The 25,290-nt window shown below is 53.2% G+C and carries 24 protein-coding genes; 12 read left to right on the plus strand and 12 right to left on the minus strand.

Annotation, left to right across the window (positions count from 1 at the left end):
* Positions 1 to 9: 9 nt before the first annotated feature.
* Positions 10 to 942, minus strand: a complete 933-nt coding sequence (rfaD, locus tag ACHHZ6_RS16615) for an ADP-glyceromanno-heptose 6-epimerase (protein ID WP_182273100.1) — start codon at positions 940 to 942, stop codon at positions 10 to 12.
* Between the two features lie 340 nt (positions 943 to 1,282).
* On the opposite strand from rfaD, the gene kbl reads away from it, so the two are divergent.
* The 6 genes from kbl (at position 1,283) to ACHHZ6_RS16645 (ending at position 8,451) form a co-directional block, all read left to right on the plus strand.
* Positions 1,283 to 2,479, plus strand: coding sequence for a glycine C-acetyltransferase (gene kbl / locus ACHHZ6_RS16620; protein WP_395122752.1), 1,197 nt, complete (start codon positions 1,283 to 1,285; stop codon positions 2,477 to 2,479).
* A 9-nt stretch (positions 2,480 to 2,488) separates the two neighbouring features.
* Positions 2,489 to 3,514 (plus strand): L-threonine 3-dehydrogenase, encoded by a 1,026-nt coding sequence (gene tdh, locus ACHHZ6_RS16625; protein WP_395122753.1) that lies wholly within the window; start codon positions 2,489 to 2,491, stop codon positions 3,512 to 3,514.
* Between the two features lie 178 nt (positions 3,515 to 3,692).
* Entirely contained in the window at positions 3,693 to 5,273 is a 1,581-nt protein-coding gene (locus ACHHZ6_RS16630) for a phosphoethanolamine transferase (RefSeq protein WP_395122754.1), read from the plus strand.
* Positions 5,274 to 5,338: 65 nt separating this feature from the next.
* Entirely contained in the window at positions 5,339 to 6,601 is a 1,263-nt protein-coding gene (locus tag ACHHZ6_RS16635; protein WP_330165449.1) for an O-antigen ligase family protein, read from the plus strand.
* Positions 6,602 to 6,672: 71 nt separating this feature from the next.
* Positions 6,673 to 7,521 carry a glycosyltransferase gene (locus ACHHZ6_RS16640; RefSeq protein WP_395122755.1) on the plus strand — a complete coding sequence of 283 codons (849 nt, stop codon included), beginning with the start codon at positions 6,673 to 6,675 and terminating at the stop codon, positions 7,519 to 7,521.
* 15 nt (positions 7,522 to 7,536) lie between these two features.
* Positions 7,537 to 8,451 carry a capsular polysaccharide synthesis protein gene (locus ACHHZ6_RS16645; RefSeq protein WP_232105438.1) on the plus strand — a complete coding sequence of 305 codons (915 nt, stop codon included), beginning with the start codon at positions 7,537 to 7,539 and terminating at the stop codon, positions 8,449 to 8,451.
* 33 nt (positions 8,452 to 8,484) lie between these two features.
* On the opposite strand, the gene ACHHZ6_RS16650 is transcribed toward ACHHZ6_RS16645, so the two are convergent.
* From ACHHZ6_RS16650 to gpmM, 3 genes are read right to left on the minus strand one after another with little or no spacing between them, the layout of a single operon-like run.
* Entirely contained in the window at positions 8,485 to 9,417 is a 933-nt protein-coding gene (locus ACHHZ6_RS16650) for a divergent polysaccharide deacetylase family protein (RefSeq protein WP_182919213.1), read from the minus strand.
* A 3-nt stretch (positions 9,418 to 9,420) separates the two neighbouring features.
* Complete coding sequence (gene envC, locus ACHHZ6_RS16655) at positions 9,421 to 10,680, minus strand: murein hydrolase activator EnvC (protein WP_230857881.1); 1,260 nt, start codon at positions 10,678 to 10,680, stop codon at positions 9,421 to 9,423.
* A 33-nt stretch (positions 10,681 to 10,713) separates the two neighbouring features.
* A complete protein-coding gene (gene gpmM / locus ACHHZ6_RS16660) occupies positions 10,714 to 12,258 on the minus strand; it encodes a 2,3-bisphosphoglycerate-independent phosphoglycerate mutase (protein WP_182273093.1) in 1,545 nt (514 codons plus the stop codon).
* Between the two features lie 248 nt (positions 12,259 to 12,506).
* Here gpmM and ACHHZ6_RS16665 point away from each other — a divergent pair, with 248 nt between their 5' ends.
* From ACHHZ6_RS16665 to cysE, 5 genes are all read left to right on the plus strand, one after another.
* Positions 12,507 to 12,938: a rhodanese-like domain-containing protein gene (locus ACHHZ6_RS16665; protein ID WP_182273092.1), complete on the plus strand. Its 432-nt coding sequence runs from the start codon at positions 12,507 to 12,509 to the stop codon at positions 12,936 to 12,938.
* A gap of 11 nt (positions 12,939 to 12,949) precedes the next feature.
* Positions 12,950 to 13,201, plus strand: a complete 252-nt coding sequence (grxC, locus tag ACHHZ6_RS16670) for a glutaredoxin 3 (protein ID WP_014068373.1) — start codon at positions 12,950 to 12,952, stop codon at positions 13,199 to 13,201.
* A gap of 32 nt (positions 13,202 to 13,233) precedes the next feature.
* Positions 13,234 to 13,701 (plus strand): protein-export chaperone SecB, encoded by a 468-nt coding sequence (secB, locus tag ACHHZ6_RS16675; protein WP_003860835.1) that lies wholly within the window; start codon positions 13,234 to 13,236, stop codon positions 13,699 to 13,701.
* Positions 13,701 to 14,720, plus strand: coding sequence for an NAD(P)H-dependent glycerol-3-phosphate dehydrogenase (gene gpsA, locus ACHHZ6_RS16680; RefSeq protein ID WP_182273091.1), 1,020 nt, complete (start codon positions 13,701 to 13,703; stop codon positions 14,718 to 14,720). Before secB ends, gpsA begins: the two co-directional genes overlap by 1 nt.
* A 78-nt stretch (positions 14,721 to 14,798) precedes the next feature.
* Positions 14,799 to 15,620, plus strand: a complete 822-nt coding sequence (cysE, locus tag ACHHZ6_RS16685; protein WP_182273090.1) for a serine O-acetyltransferase — start codon at positions 14,799 to 14,801, stop codon at positions 15,618 to 15,620.
* Positions 15,621 to 15,674: 54 nt separating this feature from the next.
* Here the strand turns inward: cysE and trmL are convergent, their stop codons facing one another.
* The 8 genes from trmL to ACHHZ6_RS16725 form a co-directional block, all read right to left on the minus strand.
* Complete coding sequence (trmL, locus tag ACHHZ6_RS16690; RefSeq protein WP_182273089.1) at positions 15,675 to 16,148, minus strand: tRNA (uridine(34)/cytosine(34)/5-carboxymethylaminomethyluridine(34)-2'-O)-methyltransferase TrmL; 474 nt, start codon at positions 16,146 to 16,148, stop codon at positions 15,675 to 15,677.
* 38 nt (positions 16,149 to 16,186) lie between these two features.
* Positions 16,187 to 17,374: an FMN-dependent L-lactate dehydrogenase LldD gene (gene lldD / locus ACHHZ6_RS16695; protein ID WP_182273088.1), complete on the minus strand. Its 1,188-nt coding sequence runs from the start codon at positions 17,372 to 17,374 to the stop codon at positions 16,187 to 16,189.
* Entirely contained in the window at positions 17,371 to 18,144 is a 774-nt protein-coding gene (gene lldR, locus ACHHZ6_RS16700; RefSeq protein WP_182273087.1) for a transcriptional regulator LldR, read from the minus strand. Before lldR ends, lldD begins: the two co-directional genes overlap by 4 nt.
* Positions 18,141 to 19,796: an L-lactate permease gene (gene lldP, locus ACHHZ6_RS16705; RefSeq protein ID WP_182919214.1), complete on the minus strand. Its 1,656-nt coding sequence runs from the start codon at positions 19,794 to 19,796 to the stop codon at positions 18,141 to 18,143. The genes lldR and lldP overlap by 4 nt, the downstream gene beginning before the upstream one ends.
* A gap of 313 nt (positions 19,797 to 20,109) precedes the next feature.
* Positions 20,110 to 20,472, minus strand: a complete 363-nt coding sequence (locus ACHHZ6_RS16710) for a YibL family ribosome-associated protein (protein WP_395122756.1) — start codon at positions 20,470 to 20,472, stop codon at positions 20,110 to 20,112.
* Positions 20,473 to 20,530: 58 nt separating this feature from the next.
* Positions 20,531 to 21,121 (minus strand): mannitol operon repressor MtlR, encoded by a 591-nt coding sequence (gene mtlR, locus ACHHZ6_RS16715; RefSeq protein WP_196390675.1) that lies wholly within the window; start codon positions 21,119 to 21,121, stop codon positions 20,531 to 20,533.
* A complete protein-coding gene (gene mtlD, locus ACHHZ6_RS16720; RefSeq protein ID WP_395122757.1) occupies positions 21,118 to 22,281 on the minus strand; it encodes a mannitol-1-phosphate 5-dehydrogenase in 1,164 nt (387 codons plus the stop codon). Before mtlD ends, mtlR begins: the two co-directional genes overlap by 4 nt.
* A gap of 82 nt (positions 22,282 to 22,363) precedes the next feature.
* Positions 22,364 to 24,271: a PTS mannitol transporter subunit IICBA gene (locus ACHHZ6_RS16725; RefSeq protein WP_395122758.1), complete on the minus strand. Its 1,908-nt coding sequence runs from the start codon at positions 24,269 to 24,271 to the stop codon at positions 22,364 to 22,366.
* 660 nt (positions 24,272 to 24,931) lie between these two features.
* Here ACHHZ6_RS16725 and ACHHZ6_RS16730 point away from each other — a divergent pair.
* Positions 24,932 to 25,288 carry a DUF3302 domain-containing protein gene (locus ACHHZ6_RS16730; protein WP_182273082.1) on the plus strand — a complete coding sequence of 119 codons (357 nt, stop codon included), beginning with the start codon at positions 24,932 to 24,934 and terminating at the stop codon, positions 25,286 to 25,288.
* The last annotated feature ends 2 nt before the right edge of the window (positions 25,289 to 25,290 follow it).

Genomic DNA, 25,290 nt, shown 5'->3' on the forward strand with positions numbered 1-25,290 from the left:
TTGCTTGCCTTACGCGTTGCGGTTCAGCCAGGCCATATATTCCGTTACGCCTTCGGCAACGGTCTTGAACGGCTTGTCGTAGCCCGCAGCACGCAGGTTGGTCAGATCGGCCTGCGTGAATGCCTGGTAGCGGCCTTTCAGTTTATCCGGGAATGGAATGTACTCAATGCTGCCTTTCTTGTGGTATGCCAGCGTTGCGTCAGCCACCGCCTGGAAGGATTCCGCGCGGCCTGTGCCCAGGTTGAAGATGCCGGAGACGCCGTTTTCCCAGAACCACAGGTTCACGGCGGCAACGTCACCGACGTAGACGAAGTCACGCTTAAAGCTGTCGCTGCCTTCGAACAGTTTCGGACTTTCGCCATTATTCAGCTGGGTGTTCAGGTGGAATGCCACGCTTGCCATGCTGCCTTTGTGACCTTCACGCGGCCCGTAAACGTTGAAGTAACGGAAGCCGACAATCTGGGAGTTCGCTTCTGGCAGCACCTGACGCACGTACTCGTCGAACAGGAATTTAGAGTAACCGTAGACGTTCAGCGGTTGTTCATATTCGCGGGATTCGATGAAGTCAGAGGTACGACCGCCATAAGTTGCCGCAGAAGAGGCGTACAGGAACGGAATTTCACGCTCCAGGCAGTAGTGCAGGATCTCTTTGGAGTACTGATAGTTGTTGTCCATCATGTACTTGCCATCCCACTCGGTGGTGGAAGAGCATGCACCTTCATGGAAGATAGCTTCGATCTCGCCGAACTCTTCACCTGCCATAATCTGGATAAGGAAGTCTTCTTTATCCATGTAGTCAGCAATGTTCAGATCCACCAGGTTTACAAATTTGGTGCCGTCTTTCAGGTTGTCCACCACCAGGATGTCGGTGATGCCTTTGTCATTGAGAGCCTTAACAATATTGCTGCCGATAAAGCCCGCGCCGCCGGTAACGATAATCATAACTGTAACCTTTGAAGTGTGGAGTCCGGGGACAATCCCGGACGCTAATGTTTCTATCATATCATTAGTATGGCGACCCTACAGCCATTCACCGACATACACTTCATCCTTCACGCCGCCTCGGCGTTGGCTGCGTTCAGAAACCCCGGTCACATAGTTATCTATGCTCCCGGGGATTTCTTCTCTTGCCGCCTTGATGCAACGTGAATGATTTTGTGTATGTGTAAAAAGACTACACGTGATTTATGCTGCAAAAACGAGAAGAGATAATGTGTCATCTCGTCATGAACTATAGGTTTGGGTAATATGTGCCGAAATTTGCCGAGTCTGGAGAATTGCAATGCGTGGTGATTTTTACAAACAGTTAAACAACGACCTGGACACCGCACGTGCGGAAGGGTTGTTCAAGGAAGAGCGGATTATCACGTCTGCTCAGCAGGCGGACATCACTGTTGCCGATGGCAGCCATGTGATCAACTTTTGTGCGAACAACTACTTAGGTCTTGCGAATCACCCTGAGCTGATTGCCGCTGCAAAAAACGGTATGGACACCCACGGTTTTGGTATGGCCTCCGTGCGCTTTATTTGCGGTACGCAGGACAGCCACAAGCAGCTTGAGAAAAAGCTGGCGAATTTCTTAGGTATGGAAGATGCCATTCTGTACTCCTCCTGCTTCGACGCCAACGGCGGTCTGTTTGAGACCCTGCTCGGCGCAGAAGATGCGATTATCTCCGACGCCCTGAACCACGCCTCCATCATCGACGGCGTGCGTCTGTGTAAAGCGAAGCGCTTCCGCTATGCCAACAACGATATGGCTGAGCTGGAAGCACGTCTGAAAGAAGCGCGTGAATCCGGTGCTCGTCATGTTCTGATTGCCACCGACGGCGTGTTCTCGATGGACGGCGTGATTGCCAACCTGAAAGGCGTATGCGATCTGGCCGATAAATACGATGCGCTGGTGATGGTCGATGATTCTCACGCTGTGGGCTTTGTTGGCGAAAATGGCCGTGGTTCCCACGAATACTGTGACGTGATGGGCCGTGTGGACATCATTACCGGTACGTTGGGCAAAGCGCTCGGCGGCGCGTCTGGTGGCTATACCGCCGCGCGCAAAGAGGTAGTTGAGTGGCTGCGCCAGCGCTCCCGTCCGTACCTGTTCTCCAACTCCCTGGCTCCGGCCATCGTTTCCGCCTCCATCAAAGTGCTGGAGATGGTGGAGTCAGGCGCTGAGCTGCGCGACCGTCTGTGGTCAAACGCGCGTCTGTTCCGTGAAAAAATGAGCGCCGCAGGTTTTACCCTGGCCGGTGCTGACCACGCGATCATTCCGGTGATGCTGGGCGATGCAGTGGTAGCGCAGAACTTTGCCCGCGAGCTGCAGAAAGAAGGGATTTACGTTACCGGGTTCTTCTTCCCGGTGGTACCAAAAGGTCAGGCGCGTATCCGCACCCAGATGTCTGCGGCGCATTCGCCTGAACAAATTGAACGTGCGGTGGAAGCCTTTACCCGCATCGGCAAACAGCTGGGCGTAATTGCCTGAGGACGTGTGATGAAAGCGTTATCCAAACTGAAAGCGGAAGAAGGGATTTGGATGACCGACGTGCCGGAGCCGGAAGTCGGTCATAACGATCTGCTGATCAAAATTCGTAAAACCGCCATTTGCGGCACTGACGTTCATATCTACAACTGGGATCAGTGGTCACAGAAAACCATTCCGGTACCCATGGTGGTTGGTCACGAATATGTCGGCGAAGTGGTCGGTATTGGCCAGGAAGTGAAAGGTTTTAAAATTGGCGACCGCGTCTCCGGTGAAGGCCATATTACCTGCGGCCACTGCCGTAACTGCCGTGGCGGACGCACGCACCTGTGCCGTAACACCATCGGCGTGGGCGTCAACCGTCCTGGCTGCTTCGCGGAATATCTGGTGATCCCGGCATTCAACGCGTTCAAAATCCCGGACAACATTTCTGACGATCTGGCGTCCATCTTTGACCCGTTTGGTAACGCGGTACACACGGCTCTCTCCTTCGATCTGGTCGGCGAAGACGTGCTGGTTTCCGGCGCAGGCCCAATTGGTATTATGGCAGCAGCGGTCGCGAAGCACGTGGGCGCGCGTAATGTTGTGATTACTGATGTGAATGAATACCGTCTGTCCCTGGCGCGCAAAATGGGCGTAACCCGCGCGGTCGATGTCTCCAGAGAAAGCCTGAGCGATGTAATGGAAGAGTTGGGCATGACCGAAGGTTTTGACGTTGGTCTGGAGATGTCCGGTGCGCCACCGGCGTTCCGCACCATGCTCGATACCATGAACCACGGCGGCCGTATTGCGATGCTGGGTATCCCACCGTCAGATATGTCCATCGACTGGAATAAAGTCATCTTTAAGGGGCTGTTCATCAAAGGTATCTATGGCCGTGAGATGTTCGAAACCTGGTACAAGATGGCCGCGCTGATCCAGTCCGGCCTGGATCTGTCGCCGATTATTACTCATCGTTTCTCCGTCGATGAGTTCCAGAAAGGCTTTGACGCGATGCGTTCCGGTCAGTCCGGGAAAGTTATCCTTAACTGGGATTAAACCTGCCTCCAGGCACCCGCGCCGACGGGTGCCTTTACGCTTTTTAGCGGTTTGACTTTCCAGGGGTTACTTGTTAACTTCTGGCGAATTTTTCTCCATTTTGTCTTCTCCGCACGTTCATTCTTGCAGTCATAATGATTACGTCAGGAAAGATTTTTGTCAGTCTAATCAGGTCATTATGTCCACACTGTTTTCGCAAAAGTTGGTTGATACCCCTTCAAGGCTTGCCGCTTTTTTTACTGTGGTAATTTCCCTGCTAATAATCATTGGTGTTAATATTATTAATGCCAAATATAATGCGGTGATTAACCGAACGCTGGTATTTCTGCTGATATTACTGACGCTCAAATGTCTTAATAACAAATTAATCAGAAATATACTGGCGGCTGTTTTACTCATTCCGATCGCAGCGGATATTACGCTGCAGTTATATGCATGGAATAATTTCGACTCAGCGTTTAGTTATGGATTTGCGTTAAGTGTGCTCAATACCACGCCGGGTGAAGCCAGTTCGATGCTCGGGTTGTACTGGCGTGACTGCCTGACGTTTGTCGCGCTGTCCGCGCTGTTTATTTATACCGCGAATACAGGAATGTGGCCTGTTGCACCCCGTTTTCGTCGCTGGCCTGCTATTGCGCTGGCCGCGACGTTGCTTGCTTTTTATGGCCAGGCGCTGCAGCACCAACTCAGGAAAAGCAGCGTTGAGAGTCTGGCGCAGCGTGTAATTCAGGCGACGCCTGTCAGCACGGCAAAAGTCTTTATGCAGGCGATTGAAGATAACGCGGTGGTGGCCAATATCGGCAACAATATTCCTGATTACAAACTCACCCTGTCGGATACCGGTATCGACAACTATGTGCTGATCATCGGTGAGTCCGAGCGTACGGCAAATATGGGTATCTATGGTTATCAACGCGATACCACACCTGAGCTGGTGAAATACCAGTCGCAGCTTTTACTGTTCCGCAATGCCGTAACGCCTGCCCCTGTCACGATCATGGCGGTGCCATTAGCCATGACGGCGGATACGGTAGGTGCGCGCGATCCCCGTAATTATGGCGATAACGTCATTAATATCGCCAATAAAGCAGGGTATGACACCTACTGGTTTAGCCGTCAGGGCAAAGGCGGTGCGCATAATAACGTTATCACCGGTATTGCCATGAATACCAAACAGCATGAGTGGGTGGAAGGGGGATACGATGAAGGCCTGCTGCCCTTGCTGGGCGATGCACTGAAGAAACCGGGCAAAAAAATCATCGTATTGCATTTAAATGGTAGCCATGAACCGGCCTGCCGACGTTTCCCGGCTAATCAGGCGGTGTTAACCGGAGGGAGCGAGGCTGATGATTGCTATGACAACTCCGTGCGGTACACAGATACGGTGATGGGCAAAGTGTTTAACATGCTGGAAAGCTCACGTTCATCGGTAATGTATTTCTCCGATCATGGCCTGATTCGCGACCCGCAGCGTGCAGTGGTTTACTCCCACGGGAATGTCAATCCGCCGAGAGAGGCTCTGCATATTCCCGTGTTTATCTGGTATGGGCATCAGGTTGATTCTGCTCATAAATATACCGGAGACTACAATACCGTCTGGTCGGCTGATGATGTTAATACCCTCGCGGAACTGTGGCTTGGGATCCATCGCCAGGGAGAGCCTGTTCACACTGTACAGTCCTGGCTTGCCGGTTATGATAAAAATGTGTCCGTGCTGGACACGACAGGTAAGTCCTATGAGTGGCGCAATATTCGTTAACACAGACGCGATAAACTTGTTTTTAGCGGTGTGTTAGCCTGCGATGTCTTCTGGTAAATGGAATCATGATGATTAGTGTAAAACGAGATAAGGTCCAGTTTGCGTTATTGCAATTACTCTTTGGACTGTGCGTGATAGCTTTCGGCTGCGTTGTCGTTTCTCCCAATCTTTCTGCCAAAATTTTGGGTGTGGCGGGTGTCACTGCACTTGTTATTTTCCTGCTGGATATCAGGAACTTCAAAAAGAATGATGCATTTTGGCTCTGTCTTGTGCTGCTGGTCATCGGTATCTGCGATCTGGTGTGGTATCGGATGTATAAGGTGGATAACAGCACGGCGATAAACTCATATCGGGCATACCTTGAAGTGGGGAAAATATTGCTGTTTGGTGCGTTCTCTATCTTCGTCTTTGTGAACAGACATCAGATAAAAATAGGCAACAATACAATTCATATGTTGCTGGCCATTGCCGTACAGATAATGGTTGTTATCTATGCGGGTTATCAGTATCTCTTCCTTGAAAACACAAGGGTGACGCTGTCTCTGGCTGGAGGGGCTGATGCAACAGGGGCCGCCTATACGATTGCTTTCATCTCCTTCTACACCATACTGGTGCTGCAGCACAGCTCATCCAGATGGAAAGAGCTTTTCATCCTGGGCCATTTTTTCGTGACCTTCCTGGTGTTAGTCGCGACAGAAACACGGGCCGCTATTTTGACCTATCCCATTATTTTCTTTGGTCTGCTGATGGTCAAACTTTATAAGGAAAAGCATATTCCCTGGAAAGGTGTCGCTGTTTTTCTGATCGCATTACTGGCGGGGGCGTTTATGATGAAAAACAGTTTGCAACAACGATATAACGACCTCAACAGCGATATTGTGGCCTATGATAAGAACAACAGCGTAACGTCTGTAGGGGCGCGTTTTGCCATGTGGAAAACAGGGCTTGCTGCCGCTAAAGATAACTACCTGTGGCAGTCAACTGATGAGCGCAATGCGAAAATAGTGGCTGAAATAAAACGTGATCCGAGTCTGAGTGGTGCGCTGGGCTATATTCAAGGTCATCTACATAATGAAGTGGTAGAAACACTGTCCTTAAAAGGTCCGTCAGGATTAATTCTGTATATTCTGTTTGTGATATCGCTCGGCTGGTATGCATTGCGGAAACAAAAAAGCATTATTCTTTTCGCGTTCCTGGTCTCGATAATTATGTTCGGGCTGAGCGGTGTGATGCTTTATTCAAAAACAACACCTGTTGCCTGGATGCTTACACTGATAATGTCGATTGTTTTCCTGGAGCAGAACAAACACCGCACGGTCATTAAGTAACCGTTTTGATTCTCCACCGGGAAAAAGGTATTCTCCTGGTGGAGAAATGTCATTTACCAGACGAGCATGCCATGAACGAACTGATTTCAGTAATCATCACCACTTACAACAGAGAGGACTTACTGGAACGTGCCATTCGTTCAGTTATTGCTCAGACGTACTCTGCGGTAGAATTGGTTATTGTTGATGATTGTTCTGACGAAAAAACTGCGCAGCTCATCGAGCAGATGAGAGCGGAGTGTGACGCGCGTTTTGTCCATTTCACCTATGAACGTAATGAAAAGAACAGCGGTTCTAACTTCAGCCGGAACCGGGGTTATGCGCTCTCGCACGGGGTGTTTGTAACGGGTCTGGATGATGATGACTATTTCCTGCCAGAACGCCTGACAAAGCTCGCCGAGCGCTACGATGACAACTATGCCTTCGTGACGGATACCCCTGCCAGACTGGACAAAAACCACCGTACCTACCCGGACACAGATGATAAAAGAATCATAGAGTTACAGGATATTCTGTGTGAAAACGTGGTGGGTAATCAGGTACTGACGACCAAAGAAAAGCTGTTAGGTGTGGGCGGATTTTCCCCTGAGATCAAACAGCAACAGGATCGTGATGTCTGGATTAAATTGATCCTTAAATATGGCCCTGGTATTAAATACAGTTTCAGTACGGCAATGGTGGATGCTGAACACGGCAGTAACCGAATTACGTCGCAAATTAAAAAGTATAATGCGTACCGTAAACTCTATTTTAAATATCGCCAGCATATGTCTGAAGTTACGCGCAGTAATAACCTTTTTCAGCTCATGTCGTTCCGGGGGTTTAAATCGACGCGCATGAACTGCTTATTACGCGGGCATAAAAAAGACGCCAAGTTAAAAATGAAACTGTTTCGCCGTACGTTAAAAGAACTGTTCTGAGTTTGATAAGGTGAAATGATGAATCTCAATGTAACGAATAAACTCATCAAGAAAACCCGTCGCTGGCACAAAAAAACGGGTTTTTCTCTTTTTCAGCGTGCGGCCAGCCATTTTGAGCAGAAGAAAAAAGAGACGATTTTTAGCGTTATTGACGATCTGAAGGTCCAGCCTGATGCTGCAGACGCAGCGGAACCGGCGCAATCGCGTATTATCTGGATCTGTTGGTTCCAGGGGCTTGATAGCGCACCCGGGCTGGTGAAGCGTTGCATTGCTTCCGTGCAGCGTAATGCGCCAGAAGCGCAGGTCATTATCCTGACGGATGAGAACATCCCTGACTATCTCACCCTCCCGGAACATATCAAAACCAAATACCAGGCCGGGCTTATCAGTAAGGCGCAATATTCCGATATTGTTCGTTGTTCATTACTGTATCAGTACGGGGGGATCTGGATGGATGCCACCGTATTTATGACGAAGCCGGTACCGGAGTCGTTCTATGAAAATGCCTTCTCATCACTGCGTTTTGATTCACCTGAAAATGCGCTGAGTCAGGGTTACTGGACGGCCTATTTTCTTGCTGCCCGGAAGGGGAATTCGCTGGTGAAGCTGGTTCGGGATATCCTGTATCGCTACTGGCAGCACCACAATTCTCTGATTGAATACTTCCTCATTGATTACAGCTTCTTGTACGCACGTGAGAGGTATCCGCAGCTTCGCCAGGTGATGGATCGACAGCCGGTCACCGGGAATAACCGCTTTTTGATCCGCCAGTACATCTCGGCTAAACCCGACAGGGCGGCAATGGTGGTGCTGAATAATGATCCTGTAGGCATTTATAAGCTTTCGCACAAAGAACAATACCGCACTTCGGACAACGGTCAGCCAACGGTTTATAGCCAGATCCTGGACGGTTCCTTCCATCCTGAGTGACAAAAAAGCCACCTTAACGGTGGCTTGTTGCTATCAGGGTTTTTTACCCCATCCCTGCCATTGATGCTGGACGTATTTCACCAGCGTGCTTTCACTGATGCTTTCGCCAATAACGGAGAAGAAACGGGTCGCGTAGACTGGTTCAGGCGGTTTTTTCGGCAAGCAGCTCTTCACACCACGGAACGGGTTACGTGGTGCTGTGGGGACGGGTTGCCCCAGATTCGGCGTCGACGTATCAACCTGCGGTTCATTCAGCAGATCGCCCGGACGCACCAGGGTGATATCGGACGGCAGGGTTGGCAACATTTGTTGCAGAACGCGAACGGTAGACGGATGCGGGTGGCCGATGGCAATTGCCGAGCCATTGCGCCGGGCCAGTTGCACGGCACGATTGAACTGCATGCGGATGTCCGCTTCGTTCTGGGTATCATCCAGGAACACCTTGCGCTTAATCACCTTCACGCCTGTCCCCTGCGCGGCACGCATGGCCTGGCTGTTGCCGATGGTCATACTGTCCAGGAAATAGAGGTTATAGCGCTCCAGAGCCTGCATCACTTTCAACATGCCAAACAGGCTGGATGTCATCGCGCTGCCCATGTGGTTGTTCAGGCCCACGGCATACGGAACTTTATTGTAAGCGTCGCGGATGATGCGATCGATTTCATCGCTGCTCATCTCCGGGCGCAGGGTGTCTTTTTCCAGCGGTTGTTTGCTGAGCGGAGCCATTGGCAGATGGATAAGCACCTGATGGCCGCTGTTGTGGGCTTTGGTCGCCATCTCACGCGCATGTGGTGCATTAGGGAGAACGGCGACAGAGATGGCTGACGGCATCGCCAGCACCTGGTTTTCTGTTTGCGGACGATAACCGAAGTCATCAATCACAATGGCGAGTTTACCCGCGTATACCGGTGCAGCCAGCGCCAGTGCGCTGGCGACGGAGAGCATAATTCGACGAAATTGAAGCAAAGCTTATCTTCCCAACCACGGTTGTGGATTGACCGCCTGACCCTGACGACGAATTTCGAAATAGAGTGACGGGCGGCCCTGACCGCCACTGCTGCCTACAAGGGCGATGGGTTGGCCGGCGCGTACCTGAGTGCCCACGCTGACCAGTGCGCTCTGGTTGTAACCGTAAAGACTCATATCACCTTTACCGTGCTCAACCACCACCACCAGCCCGTAGCCCTGCAGCCAGTCGGCCAGGATCACGCGGCCATCGGCGATGGCTTTCACTTCGCTACCTTCAGACGCACCGATAACTATCCCTTTCCAACGTAGTTCACCCTGCAGCTGTTCGCCATAACGATGCAGAATAGAACCGCGAACGGGCCAGAAAGCCTGACCATTAGGTGAGCCCAGGCCGCCGGTACGCGACATCAGGGAACGTTCGCTTTCACTTGGTTTGTAGGTGGTCCCTTTGCGGGAGGCTTCCTGCTGTTTGTCGCGAACAGCCTGTGCATCACGGGCTTCTTTTTCGGCGCGCGCTTTGGCCGCCGCTTCCGCACGCGCAATGCTGTTGCGCAGCCTGGATTCGTTGGCGCGCATTTCGCTTAACTGGCTCTGGCCTTCCTGAATGGAGGACTCCAGGCCGGAAAGCGTTTTCTTACGCTCGTTACGTGCCTGCTCAAGCTTCGCCTGCTGCGCCTGTTGATCGTAGAGCAGCGTCTGCTGCTGGCTCTGCTTCTCTTCCAGCTCGGCTTTTTGGGTGGTGACTTCTTCGCGGGTCTGTTTCAGCTGCGCGATCGTCTCCTGACGCGCCTGGTTCAGATAACCAAAGTAAGCCTGCAAACGCTGGCCGCGCTGGCTCTCTTCGCCGCTCAGGATTAACTGCAGACCGGTGTGTTCACCCTGGCGGAAAGCGGCATCAAGTTGCGCGGCAAGATTGCGTTCCTGCGCATCACGCTGGCGTTCCAGTTTGGCAATCGACGCGTTCATATCGTCGATCTGTTTATTCAACTGGGCGAGCGTGTTCTGCGTTTCACGGAGCTTACGCGCGGCGGCGGAGATGGCCTCTTCCTGCTGCTTAAGCTGCGCAAGGAGTGAGGAGCGCTGCTGCTGCTGCTGGCGTACCGCCCGCTCTTTGGCGGCGATATCGGCCTGAATGGATTTTAGCTGGTCGCGATCGTCCGCGTGGGCGGATGCGGCGCACAGCAATACGCCAGCGCTGAGTGCGCTGGCGTAAAGCAAAGGCCTGACTGATAACCTAAGCGGCTTCACGGCCCATGTGATTGAAAAAATCGCCTTTCCCCTCATGGGGATCGATTATTTCACGATGAACAGCGGCTTGCCAGTCATCTCTTCAGGGATTTCCATACCCATCAGCGTCAACATAGTTGGCGCGATGTCGGAAAGCTTGCCGCCTTCCACCGCTTTCAGGGCTTTATCACCCACATAAATCAGCGGAACAGGCAGGTTGGTATGGGCAGTGTGTGCCTGACCGGTTGCCGGGTCGCGCATCTGTTCGGCGTTACCGTGGTCAGCGGTGATCAGCAGCTGGCCGCCAACGGATTCAACCGCTTTTGCTACCTGCTCAACACAGTGATCCAGCGCTTCAACGGCTTTAACTGCGGCTTCCATCACGCCGGTATGACCAACCATATCGCCATTCGGATAGTTACAGATGATGGTGTCATACTTGCCGCTTTCGATTGCCGCCACCAGTTTTTCGGTCAGCTCGGCAGAGCTCATTTCTGGCTGCAGATCGTAGGTCGCCACTTTTGGAGAGTTAATCAGAATGCGATCTTCGCCTTTGAACGGCTCTTCTACACCGCCGTTAAAGAAGAAGGTGACGTGCGCGTATTTCTCGGTTTCGGAAATACGCAGCTGCGTTTTATCGTTCTTCGCCATCCATTCGCCGAAGGTGTTTGCCAGCGACGCGGGTGGGTAAGCGCACGGAGCTTTAATGTCTGCTGCGTATTCAGTCAGCTGGATGAAGTCGAGTTTCACCACTTTTTTACGGGTGAAACCGTCGAAATCGCTATTTACGAATGCGCGGGTGATTTCACGCGCGCGGTCAGCACGGAAGTTCATGAAGATCAGCGCATCGCCATCTTCCATTGCGGCATCGGCCTGACCTTCAGCACGAATAACGGTCGCTTTCACGAATTCGTCGTTTTCATCACGTGCGTAAGCCGCTTCCAGACCTGCAACGGCAGTCGCAAACTGGAATTCACCTTTTGCCAGCGTCATCAGGTCATAGGCCTGTTCAACGCGATCCCAGCGGTTGTCGCGATCCATCGCGTAGTAGCGGCCAATGATGGACGCCACACGGCCTTTACCCAGTGCAGCAAACTTATCTTCGAAGGCTTTCAGTGAACCTTCTGCGCTACGTGGTGGCGTATCGCGGCCATCCAGGAACGCATGCAAATAGATTTTTTCAGCACCGCGTTCTGCTGCCAGCTCAACCATTGCCATGATGTGATCTTCGTGGCTGTGAACGCCGCCAGCGGAGAGCAAGCCCATGATGTGTACAGCTTTACCCGCAGTAACGGCTTTATCCACTGCACCAGACAGCACCGGGTTGGCGAAGAACGCTCGTTCTTTGATTTCAACGTCCAGACGGGTCAGATCCTGATAGACGATACGACCTGCGCCCAGGTTAACGTGACCGACTTCGGAGTTACCCATCTGGCGATCCGGCAGACCCACTTCCAGGCCCGACGCATCAATCAGGGTATGGGGACGTTTTGCCCACAGTGCATCCATGACCGGGGTTTTGGCGTTGAAAATGGCGTTATCCTGCTGATCTTCGCGGTAGCCATAGCCATCCAGAATCACCAGTACCATAGGTTTTTTAGAAACCGACATTGCGACAACCTCATGCTCAAGAGACAAAAAATTTGCGTAATTTTACTACAGCTGAATCGATAAAATAGCCGCAGAAGATCAAAGAATGCGTAGGGGCAAGGCAGTTCCCCGGTTATTTTGAGGCTTTTTTTTCGTGGCATGCCGCAGAAAATGGATTAGCTTATTGTCGCTGGCTGTATTTGCCACAACGCACAGGTATACTCCTGTCCTGGTTTTTTTAATCACTTAGTCGGGAGTTGTTACCCCCCATGCAAGAAATTATGCAATTTGTTAGCCGCCACCCGGTTCTGAGCATCGCGTGGATTGGCCTGCTGGCCGCTGTCCTGTTCACCACCTTTAAGGGGCTGACGTCTAAAATTAAGGTGATCACCCGTGGTGAAGCGACGCGTCTGATCAACAAAGAAGAGGCGGTGATTGTCGATCTGCGTCAGCGTGACGATTTCCGTAAAGGTCACATTGCAGGTGCTATCAACCTGCTGCCTGCTGAAATCAAAGCGAACAACATCGGTGAGCTGGATAAGCATAAAGCCCAGCCAATTATCGTTGTGGACGGTACCGGCATGCAGGCGCAGGAATCTGCCAGCGCGCTCCATAAAGCAGGCTTCGAAAACGTCTCTGTACTGAAAGAAGGCATTTCCGGCTGGAGCGGGGAAAACCTTCCTCTGGTTCGCGGTAAATAAGGAGTTCAGTGATGGCCAATATTGAGATCTACACCAAAGCGACCTGCCCGTTCTGCCACCGTGCGAAAGCGCTGCTGAACAGCAAAGGCGTAACGTTCCAGGAATTGCCGATCGATGGTGACGCAACAAAACGCGAAGAGATGATTCAACGTAGTGGTCGCACGACGGTTCCGCAGATTTTTATTGATGCGCAGCACATTGGCGGCTGTGATGACTTGTATGCGCTCGACGCGCGTGGTGGACTCGATCCCCTGCTGCGCTAAGAGACTTTAGGACAATTAAAAAGGGTTTTTCCATGTCAGAACAAAACAACACCGAAATGACTTTCCAGATCCAGCGCATCTACACCAAGGATGTCTCTTTCGAAGCGCCAAATGCGCCACACGTTTTCCAGAAAGATTGGCAGCCAGAGGTTAAACTTGATCTTGATACCGCATCCACTCAGCTGGCGGATGATGTGTACGAAGTCGTACTGCGTGTGACCGTTACTGCTTCTCTGGGCGAAGAAACTGCATTCCTGTGCGAAGTACAACAGGGTGGCATCTTCTCCATCGGCGGCATCGAAGGTAACCAGATGGCGCATTGCCTGGGTGCATACTGCCCGAACATCCTGTTCCCGTATGCGCGTGAATGCATCACCAGCCTGGTTTCTCGCGGTACTTTCCCGCAACTGAACCTGGCACCTGTAAACTTTGATGCGCTGTTCATGAACTATCTGCAGCAGCAGGCTGGCGAAGGTGCTGAACAACATCAGGATGCCTGATGAGCACTGTTAATGCGTCAATGACTGTGATCGGTGCCGGTTCATACGGCACCGCTCTTGCCATCACGCTGGCAAGAAATGGTCACGACGTGGTCCTGTGGGGCCACGACCCTAAACATGTCGCGACGTTGCAACACGACCGCTGCAACGTGGCGTTTCTCCCGGACGTTCCGTTCCCTGACTCTTTGCACCTGGAAAGCGACCTTGCGACCGCGCTGGCGGCCAGTCGCAATATTCTGATTGTGGTGCCGAGCCATGTGTTTGGCGAAGTCCTGCGTCAGATTAAGCCGCTGATGCGCCCGGATGCGCGCATTGTGTGGGCGACGAAAGGGCTGGAAGCTGAAACGGGACGCCTGTTGCAGGACGTTGCTCGTGAAGCGCTGGGCGATGCCATTCCGCTGGCCGTTATTTCCGGACCGACGTTTGCTAAAGAGCTGGCTGCCGGCCTGCCGACGGCAATCTCGCTGGCATCAACCGACCCGACTTTCTCTGACGATCTTCAGCATCTGCTGCACTGCGGCAAGAGCTTCCGTGTCTACAGCAACCCCGATTTTATCGGTGTGCAGCTGGGCGGTGCGGTGAAGAACGTGATTGCTATTGGTGCCGGGATGTCAGACGGTATTGGTTTTGGCGCGAATGCACGTACGGCGCTGATCACCCGTGGGTTGACCGAGATGTCCCGTCTTGGTGCGGCGCTGGGCGCTGACCCGGCCACCTTTATGGGGATGGCTGGTCTGGGCGATTTGGTACTGACCTGTACCGACAACCAGTCGCGTAACCGCCGTTTTGGCATGATGCTCGGACAGGGCATGGATGTGAAAGGCGCGCAGGAGAAGATTGGTCAGGTGGTTGAAGGCTACCGCAATACCAAAGAAGTCCGCGAATTGGCACACCGTTTTGGTGTCGAAATGCCAATAACCGAGGAAATTTATCAGGTATTGTATTGCGGAAAAAATGCGCGCGAGGCAGCATTGACCTTATTAGGTCGTGCGCGCAAGGACGAGCGCAGCAGCAACTAGTCGCAGGGATCCTTGTTAGCTATATGACCCAGCCAGCGCAGAACTGGCTGGTCATTAACATATCGTCTGGAGTATGCAATGCCGTGTGAAGAACTGGATATCGTCTGGAACAATATTAAAGCCGAAGCCCGGGCTTTGGCCGACTGCGAGCCTATGCTGGCCAGCTTCTATCACGCGACGCTACTCAAGCACGAAAACCTCGGCAGCGCCCTGAGCTATATGCTCGCCAACAAACTGGCTTCCTCCATCATGCCTGCTATCGCTATTCGTGAAGTGGTGGAAGAGGCCTACGCCGCAGACCCTGAAATGATCGCCTCCGCTGCCTGCGATATCCAGGCCGTGCGCACGCGTGACCCGGCAGTGGATAAATACTCCACGCCGCTGCTGTATCTGAAAGGTTTCCACGCCTTACAGGCTTATCGCATCGGCCACTGGCTGTGGAACGAAGGCCGCCGCGCGCTGGCTATCTTCCTGCAAAACCAGGTTTCCGTCACCTTCCAGGTGGATATTCACCCAGCAGCGAAAATTGGCCGTGGGATCATGCTCGACCACGCCACCGGTATTGTGGTCGGTGAAACGGCGGTGATTGAAGATGACGTCTCAATTCTGCAGTCGGTCACGTTGGGCGGTACCGGTAAAACCAGCGGCGATCGTCATCCGAAAATTCGTGAAGGGGTGATGATTGGTGCAGGGGCGAAAATCCTCGGCAATATCGAAGTCGGACGCGGCGCGAAGATCGGCGCGGGTTCCGTGGTACTGCAGCCCGTTCCACCGCACACGACTGTCGCGGGTGTACCGGCGCGTATTGTCGGCAAGCCAGACAGTGATAAACCGTCGATGGATATGGATCAGCACTTCAATGGTATTCGCCATACCTTTGAATACGGCGACGGTATTTGAGAACACGCCTGAGGCGCTGCAATCGTATCGATTAACGCAGCGCCACCCGAGAAATTAGCTGCGTAGTACCGCGCCAGGGTAACCCAACTGACGCCATGCTTCATACACGACGACCGACACCGCATTTGACAGGTTCATACTGCGGCTGTCCGGCATCATCGGGATCCGGATTTTTTGTTCCGCGGGCAAGGCGTCCAGAATGGTTGCTGGCAGACCACGGGTTTCCGGGCCAAACATCAGATAATCACCGTCCTGATAGCTTACGGCGCTGTGTGCTGGCGTGCCTTTAGTGGTCAGGGCGAACATGCGCTGCGGTTTCTCTGCTTCCAGAAATGCGGCGTAATCGTGATGACGAACCACGGCAGTAAATTCATGATAATCCAGCCCCGCGCGGCGCAGACGTTTGTCGTCCCACGCAAACCCCATCGGCTCGATGATATGCAGGCGAAACCCGGTGTTGGCGCACAGGCGAATGATATTGCCGGTGTTCGGTGGAATTTCTGGTTCGAATAAAACGATGTTAAGCATGCTGCCCCCTTAATTGCGCGGGCAGCATAGCACTTTCATTACGCTGCGTCCCCCTGAGCAAGCGCTGCCAGCGATGCAGGTAATTTACTCAGCTCCTGTACCAGTGAATCCTGGCTGATTTCACCGATCGTTTTCGTGCCGGTCAGCGTCATCGCCACCTTCATCTCTTTCTCGATCAGGTTCAGCAGGTTTGCCACGCCCGCCTGGCCGTGGGTGGCCAGCGCATAGAGGTACGCGCGCCCCAGCAATACGCTGTCTGCACCGAGCGCTATCATGCGCACCACGTCCAGCCCGCTGCGGATACCGCTGTCGGCCAGAATGGCGATATCGCCTTTCACTGCGTCAGCAATGGCCGGCAGCGCGCGCGCAGAAGAGAGCACCCCATCAAGCTGACGTCCGCCATGGTTTGACACCACAATACCGTCCGCACCAAAGCGCACGGCGTCGCGGGCATCGTCCGGATCGAGGATCCCCTTGATCACCATCGGGCCGTCCCAGAATTCGCGGATCCACTCCAGGTCTTTCCAGGAGATTGACGGATCGAAGTTATTCGCCAGCCAGCCGATGTAATCTTCCAGCCCGGTCGGTTTACCCAGATAGGCTGAAATATTACCCAGGTCGTGCGGACGCCCGTTCAGGCCAACATCCCACGCCCACTGCGGGTGAGTCACAGCCTGCCAGTAGCGGCGCAGGGCGGCATTCGGGCCGCTCATACCGGAGTGGGCATCACGATAGCGTGCGCCTGGTGTTGGCATATCGACGGTAAAGACCAGCGTTGAGCACCCTGCTGCTTTGGCGCGCTCCAGTGCGTTACGCATAAAGCCGCGATCGCGCAGGACATACAGCTGGAACCACATCGGGCGCTTAATGGTGGGGGCGACTTCTTCAATCGGGCAGACGGAAACGGTGGAGAGGGTAAAGGGGATCCCTTTGGCATCTGCCGCTGCGGCCGCCTGCACTTCACCACGACGGGCGTACATGCCGCACAAACCGACGGGGGCGAGGGCCACCGGCATGGAGAGCGTTTCATTAAACAGCGTTGTCTCCAGGCTCAGATCGGACATATTCTTCAGCACGCGCTGGCGCAGGGCCACGTCTGACAGATCTTCCACATTGCGGCGCAGGGTATGTTCGGCATACGCACCGCCGTCGATATAGTGGAACAGGAATGGCGGCAAAATGCGCTGCGCCGCGGCGCGATAGTCACTGGCTGCGGAAATAATCATGCTTTGTTCTCCCTGGAAATATCGTTGTCGCCAGGCAGACGGGTAATACGCGCCTGTCGGGCCTGATCTTCATCGAAGCGTTTAATGGTGGTGTGGACGAAGCCCAGATGCGCCATCATCGCTTTGCGCGCGGCGTCGGCATCACCGGCCAGAATGGCGTTGAGTACCGCCTCATGCTGCTCGGTCAGCCGGGCAAAAACGGGCGGAACCAGATACATACGCTGACGGCTCTGCTTCACGGAAGATTGCAGCAGGTCGAAGAAACCGCGCATGGTTTGCAGCAGAACGACGTTGTGCGACGCCTCGGCAATCGCCAGATGAAAGCGCACGTCCGCCTGGGAGGCGATGTCCGGGTCGCTGCTTTGGGTCGCTTCGAAGCAGGCTTTGAGCTTCTCTTTGTCGGCCTCAGTTGCCCGCATGGCCGCATGCCAGGCGGTGCTGGTTTCGATGGCGTGGCGTGCTTCGAGGATGTCAAAGCTGTAGTCCGGGTCGTTTTCCATCAGCGTTTTCAGCGGCTGGACGATGTTTTGCTCGGACCAGTCATCATGCTGCCAGCGGACAAATGTGCCACCGCCGCGACGGCTCAGCAACACGCCTTCACTAACCAGCGTGGCCAGCGCTTCGCGCAGTGAATTGCGCGACACACCAAGCTGAGCGGCAAGCTGGCGCTCGGCGGGCAACTTCATGCCCGCCTCCAGCTGTTGTTCTTCAATCAGCGCCCGCACGCGAGAGGCAATCTCGTCGGACAGGCGTCTGGGCATCACTATCATGGGATCATCCAGGTTAAGACATAGGCCTGCAGCGTGGTGATTACCCCGACCATGCAGGTAAATATCAGGCTGTGTTTAACGGTAAAGCGGAACAGATCCGACTCTTTACCCACCAGTCCCACCGCGGCACAGGCAATGGCGATGGACTGCGGAGAAATCATCTTGCCGGTGACGCCGCCAGTGGTATTGGCCGCAACCAGCAGTACGTCTGAGACGCCGATCTGCTGCGCGGCTGTCGCTTGTAGTGCGGCAAACAGGGCGTTAGATGAGGTGTCTGAACCGGTCAGGAATACCCCCAGCCAGCCGAGGAATGGCGAGAAGAAGGTAAAGGCATGGCTGGTATGAGCCAGCGCCAGTGCCAGCGTGGAGGAGAGGCCGGAGTAGTTCGAAATAAATGCGAACGCCAGCACCATGCCGATGGAGTAAATCGGCAGCATCAGTTCTTTAATGGTTGCCGCAAAGGTCTGAATGGCGGCGGCAGGTTTCATGCGCAGCCATACCACTGAAAGAATAGCGGCAAACAGGATGGCCGTACCGGTTGCGGAGAACCAGTCAAATTTATACACCGCAGCATACGGCGTGGCCGCGTGTACCACGGGTGGCATGCGGGCAACCATCTTGTCGAGGAACGGCACGGAGATGTTAATCACCATGTCGTACAGCGCACCGCCAGGGGCGAACAGGGCTTTAAACGGTGGAATGCTCCACAGCGTAACGGTTGCGGTCAGGAACAGGAACGGTGACCATGCGCGGACAATCTGCCCCGGGGTGTAGCCTGTGCGTGCCAGTGTGTTATCGACCTGCGCAGCACCCATATCGGCAAAACGGAAAATACGCACCGGCTGCCAGCGCTTCAGGAACAACGTCAGACAGACCAGTGAGACCAGCGAGGAGATAATGTCCGGCAGTTCCGGGCCGAGGAAGTTTGAGCTGAGGAACTGGGCAATAGCGAACGAACCACCCGCCACCATCACTGCAGGCCAGGTCTCTTTCACACCGCGCCAGCCGTCCATAATCGCCATGATCCAGAACAGCACGATGATGGTCAGGAACGGCAACTGGCGGCCAACCATCTGGCCAATTTCGAAGCTGTTCAGCCCGGTAACCTGTCCGGCCACCAGAATCGGAATCCCCATTGCACCAAACGCCACCGGTGCGGTGTTCACAATCAGGCAAAGACCTGCGGCATACAGTGGGTTAAAGCCCAGGCCTACCAGTAATGCGGCGGTGATAGCTACAGGCGCACCAAACCCTGCCGCACCCTCAAGAAATGCGCCGAAGGAGAAGCCGACAATCAGCATCTGTAAGCGCTGGTCAGGTGTGATGGAGAGGATCGACGAGCGGATTATGTCGAACTGCCCGGTTTTCACCGAGATTTTATAGACAAACACCGCAGCAATGATGATCCACGCAATCGGCCACAGGCCGTAGAAGAAGCCATACACGACGGAAGCCAGGGCGCGGTCGACCGGCATTTTATAGAAAAACAGCGCCACCAGAAGGGCGATGGTGACGGTGTACGTGGCGGCAAGATAGCCCTTCAGCTTGAGCTTAATCAGCGCAAAGAAGAAGAACAGGATCGGAAGCGATGCGATCAGACTCGACAGCCAGATATTCCCGGCTGGATCGTAGTTTTGTTGCCAGAGGCTCATGCAGGTCTCCTGGGGACCATACAGTCTGCACTTCGGGTGAGTCTCCGCTCATCTCCGTGTCACAGTCTGTGTAAAAGTGGTCCTGCCAATGTTGTTGTGTAGGGTGAATGACAATGAATGGTTAACTGAATGTTATAGATAGGCAATGATTTTGTGAGCAAAAATGATGGAAATGTGAACCGGGGGAGGATTGGTTATGGGATTGGTTGGGCCAATTTGAAGTGGGATGGGACCTGATACCCTCACCCCGGCAAACTGCGCCGTACAGTCCCCTCGCCCCTTTGGGGAGAGGGTTAGGGTGAGGGGAAAATGATCAGAACGGCGTCTTACAAAAACCCGTCATCTCTTTCAGGCCCATTTCACGGCCAAGTTCGGTCATCGGGTGCACCGCCACCAGGCCACGGACGCTTTTCTTCAGCTTGCCCATGTCAGCCTGCTCTTTTTTGGTGATCGCGCGGCGGTGCGGCATGTTCATCAGCTTCTGGGCTTCTTTGCTCAGCTTCTGGCCTTTAACTTCGCGCAGACGTTCGATTTCTGTTTCGAGCGTGGCTGTCTCTTTTTCGAGCTCAGCGTACTTTTCAGCGGAATCGATAAGTGACAGACCAGCCATCTGGTGGCGGATCAGATCCAGGCGGTCGCTCAGGCGTTTAATTTCGTTCTTTTCGACTTCTTTCATGACAAATGACTCTAAAAACGGGGGAATTTACAGGAAGGATACACCAATGTGCGCAGGCTTACTTCTGAAACGCTTTTTTTAAGCTGATTCGGGAAATCAGCTCTGTCAGGGAAAGCACCATAGTGGATCTGACAACCTGTTGATAACGAAGCTTTTGCATCGCGTACAGTTCAGGATCGCTGTTATCAAAATGCGGTACAGGAGGCAGTGCGGAGACGCAGTGTAGCTCGCCGAGAGGTCCCAGAATTTCATCATCGGTGAAGGCGTACTCATTCCCGTCATGATTTAACTCTTCGCGCAGCGCCATTAACAGCTCAGCGTCTTCATACTCTGGCCTGCTCAGCACGCCAAGACCATAAATCAGCTTCAGGCGAACCGATAAATCGCCCAGCGGTCCGTCTCCGTCCAGTAACGGTTCTACAGCATATTTTACCGCGTAGTCGTCTTTGCGAAACACCTGAAGTACCAGAATGTTCACCGCCTCTGTCAGTAATTCGACGGCGGCAATCAGGAAACTTCGTACGGTTTTGCCAGCATTCAGACGCTCAAGCACACGATTTTCAAAGGCCTGGGTTTGTTCCATTATTGCCTGCATATCTGACAATCTGTAATTTGGGCGCAGGTTAACCTGCGCCGCATTCTGCATCATTTGGTTGCGTTGTATGCGTTAACCGCCTCCACAACCACGTTGCTGTTGGCATCCAGACCAGAAATCTGCGCCAGTGCAGCCTGTGGGCCTTCATCGCCGATCAACTGAGCCAGCTCCTGTGCCTGTGGATCCTGCTCGCTGCGGTAATGCATCGCGGCAGCAATCCCTTTCACCAGGCTGGCATGCGGCAGGCTGTATTCCAGCGTACCCAGCAGGGGCTTAATCAGGCGGTCACCTGCGCTCAGTTTACGCAATGGCTGACGGCCAACGCGCTCAACGTCATCTTTCAGATACGGGTTTTCAAAACGACCGAGGATTTTCTGGATGTATGCTGCGTGTTTGTCAGCATCAAAACCGTAACGTTTGATCAGCACCGCGCCGCTCTCTTCCATTGCCCCTTTCACCACCGCGCGGATGTTCTCATCGAGGATCGCATCACGAATGGTCTGATGACCGGCCAATTTTCCGAGGTACGCGGTTATAGCATGCCCGGTGTTCAGCGTGAAGAGTTTACGTTCGACAAATGCCATCAGGTTATCAGTTAATTCCATTCCCGGGATGGTCGGCAGCGTACCTTTAAACTGCGTTTTATCGACGATCCACTCGCTGAAGGTTTCTACCGTCACTTCCAGCGGGTCGCGGGTGGCGGATTCAGACGGCGGTACGATACGGTCAACGGCGGAATCCACAAAGCCAACGTGCGCTTCAACCCAGGCTTTGTCTTCGTCGGCGACGGCTGCCAGAACGTGGCCTTTCAGCTGCGTGGTACCGCGTACCATGTTTTCGCAGGCGATGATGTTCAGTGGGGTTTCGATACCCTGTGCTTTACGTTTTGCCAGACCTTTTGCTACCGCAGGAGCGATGCGTTCAAGCACGACCGGGCCAACGGCCGTCGTGACCAGGTCAACGCTTGCGATCAGGTCAATCACGTCGTCACCAATGCTGCTTACTGCATTTACGCCAGATACCGTCTCAACCTGCTCGTTTTCTCCCACCACGTGTACCTGGTAGCTATGACGGGCATTCAGGGCGTCGAGTACTACCTGATTCACATCGGCGAATGTCAGCGTAATGCCCGCGTCTGCCAGCAGTTTGCCGATAAAACCACGACCGATATTACCTGCGCCAAAATGTAATGCTTTCATAGTGTTAACCTTCATCAATGTTTTTACCCGAGAGGGCTGGGGTGAGGCTTATCCCTCACCCTAACCCTCTCCCAAAGGGAGAGGGAATAGTTCGGACTTACTTGTTTAAGAGAGCCAGTACTTCTTCTACGCTGGTGGTGCTGGCCAGGCGCTCAATGACAGACTCGTCATCCAGGGCGTTGGTCAGGCTGGTAATCACCTGAATGTGCTCGTTGTTACGTGCAGCGATACCAATCACCAGGCGGGCGATGTCGTCTTCTTCTTCACCGAAGCGCACACCCTGTGGATACTGACAGAACACGACGCCGGTTTTCAGCACGCGGTCTTTCGCTTCAACCGTACCGTGTGGAACCGCAATGGATTCTCCCAGGTAGGTTGGGGTCAGTTTTTCACGTTCCAGCATTGCATCAACATATTCAGGCTGAACGTAACCGCCTTTCACCAGCTGCTCACCGGCAAAGCGAATCGCTTCTTCTTTGTTGGAAGCAGTACGGCCCAGGAAGATGTTCTCCGCGCCCAGTTTGAACAGGTGGCTATCGTTTGCATCGAAACTGTCCTGCAGGCTGCTACGCACTTTGACTTCATTGTCTTCATGACGCTGCGCTGCAACCAGACGTTCGGTCAGGCTGGTGTACAGACCGCTGTCCAGGAAGTTGGTCAGCGAAATGTGCTGGGCCTGTGGTACCTGACGCATGGCGCGTTCGGTCAGATCGCGGTGCGTAATAACCAGATCAACATCCGGTGGCAGGCTGTTGATGGCGCTGTTGGTGACGGAGATGTGGGTCAGACCCGCATCCTGTACTTTCTTACGCAGCACGCCTGCACCCATTGCGCTGGAACCCATACCGGCGTCGCAGGCAACGATGATTTTACGTACGTGGCTCAGGTCGTTAGAGACATCACCAGCCGCCAGCGGGGTTGCGCCTTTGGATTCTGCTTTCATGTCGTGCATACGACGGGTAGCCGCTTCGATGTCGTCCTCTTCTTTTACTTTGCTGGTTTTCAGCAGGATAGAAGAAACGACGAAGGAGACCGCCATTGCCGCACAGATAGCTGCGATGTTAGCGAAGTAAGCGCCTTTTGGCGTCATCGCCAGAACTGCCAGAATAGACCCCGGAGATGCCGGAGAAACCAGACCACCACCCAGCACGCTCAGAGTGAACACGCCAGTCATACCGCCGAGGATAACGGCCAGGATCAGACGTGGGTTCATCAGCACGTACGGGAAGTAAATCTCGTGGATACCACCCAGGAAGTGGATGATAGCCGCACCGCCAGCAGACTGTTTTGCGCTACCGCGACCGAAGAAGATGTACGCCAGCAGAACACCCATACCCGGGCCTGGGTTTGCTTCAATCAGGAAGAAGATAGACTTGCCAAGCTCATGGGACTGCTGAATACCCAACGGTGAGAAGATACCGTGGTTGATGGCGTTGTTGAGGAACAGGATTTTCGCCGGTTCAACAAAGATGGACGCCAGCGGCAGCATGTCATGCACAACCATGAAGTTAACGCCCGCTGACAGAACCTTGGACAGCACTTCAACTGCCGGGCCAATGCCGAGGAATGCCAGCAGCGCCAGGATCATACCGATGATACCGGCAGAGAAGTTGTTCACCAGCATTTCGAAGCCAGAGCGGATCTTACCATCAACCCAGGCGTCGAAATGTTTGATCGCCCAGCCGCCCAACGGCCCGGCAATCATTGCCCCGAGGAACATCGGCATATCCGCACCGACGATAACACCCATCGTGGTAATAGCACCGACCACACCACCACGGTCACCGCCGACCAGACGACCACCGGTGAAACCGATGAGCAGAGGCAGCAGATAGGTAATCATTGGGCCAACAAGTTTCGCCAGCGTTTCGTTAGGCAACCACCCTGTCGGAATGAACAATGCAGTGATGATACCCCACGCGATAAACGCGCCGATATTTGGCATCACCATGTTGCTGAGGAAGCGACCAAAGCTTTGAACTTTGATCTTGAAATCGGATGACATAAAACACCCCTTCTTCTGTTTACGCTAAGGCTTGCGGCCCGAGGTTTATCGTTAATGTGCGGCGGTAGAGGTAGCCGGGCTCTGTTCTGATGTTGTGAAATCTGGCACTGAATCGTTCAACTGTCCAGACGGTGAAAATTTGTGTGATCTAAATCACGCAAATGTAGGGTAAGAGGATATTAATGAAGTGATGCTGATCACAAAAGTGACGCATAAAAAAAATACAACGGGCATAAAAAGAGCAAAACATCCCATTATTTGTGATTGATATCACATTGAGTGGCCGTGTGTTTGTTTGTGAATTGTGATTTAAGTCGCAAAAAATTTTTATGCCGATTTCTACAGATGTGATCGACGGCAAGCTCTGCTTTTCCGCCAGGCACCAGGATGTTTGCAGGTAACATTTAAAGCTAAAAAACCACTTTTTAAATGTGGTATGGCGAAAAGCAAAAACCTGGATTACGCTGATATTGTAAGGTTAAGTCTATTATTATTCATGATATATTTTGACACGCTTATAAACTTGCGTGGAGATATTGTATAAAACGATACTCACCGGCTTTGAAATAGTAAGCGCGCTATCTGTGTTTAAAATAAACTAATTGGTTTGTGTACTATTTTATCAATTTAATGAGTTGACGTTGTTTAAGTGAGGAGAATATGTTTCTCAACTATTTTGCGCTGGGCGTATTGATTTTTGTGTTCCTGGTTCTGTTTTATGGAATCATTGCCATCCATGACATCCCTTATAATATGGCCAAAAAGCGGAACCATCCCCATGCCGATGCTATTCATACAGCGGGCTGGATTAGTCTGTTTACACTGCATGCTATCTGGCCATTCCTGTGGATCTGGGCAACCCTCTACCAGCCAGAACGTGGCTGGGGAATGCAAAACCACATTTCGCCGTCAGGGGGAAGCCCTGACGTCGATGCGCTTGCAAAACGTGTAGCCGATTTGGAGCAAAAACTGGCCGCGGTGCAACCCACTGCTGATAAGAACACGCTGGAGCGCTAATC

Source organism: Enterobacter cloacae complex sp. 2024EL-00214 (genome assembly GCF_043945575.1).
Classification (GTDB): Bacteria; Pseudomonadota; Gammaproteobacteria; order Enterobacterales; family Enterobacteriaceae; genus Enterobacter; species Enterobacter cloacae_P.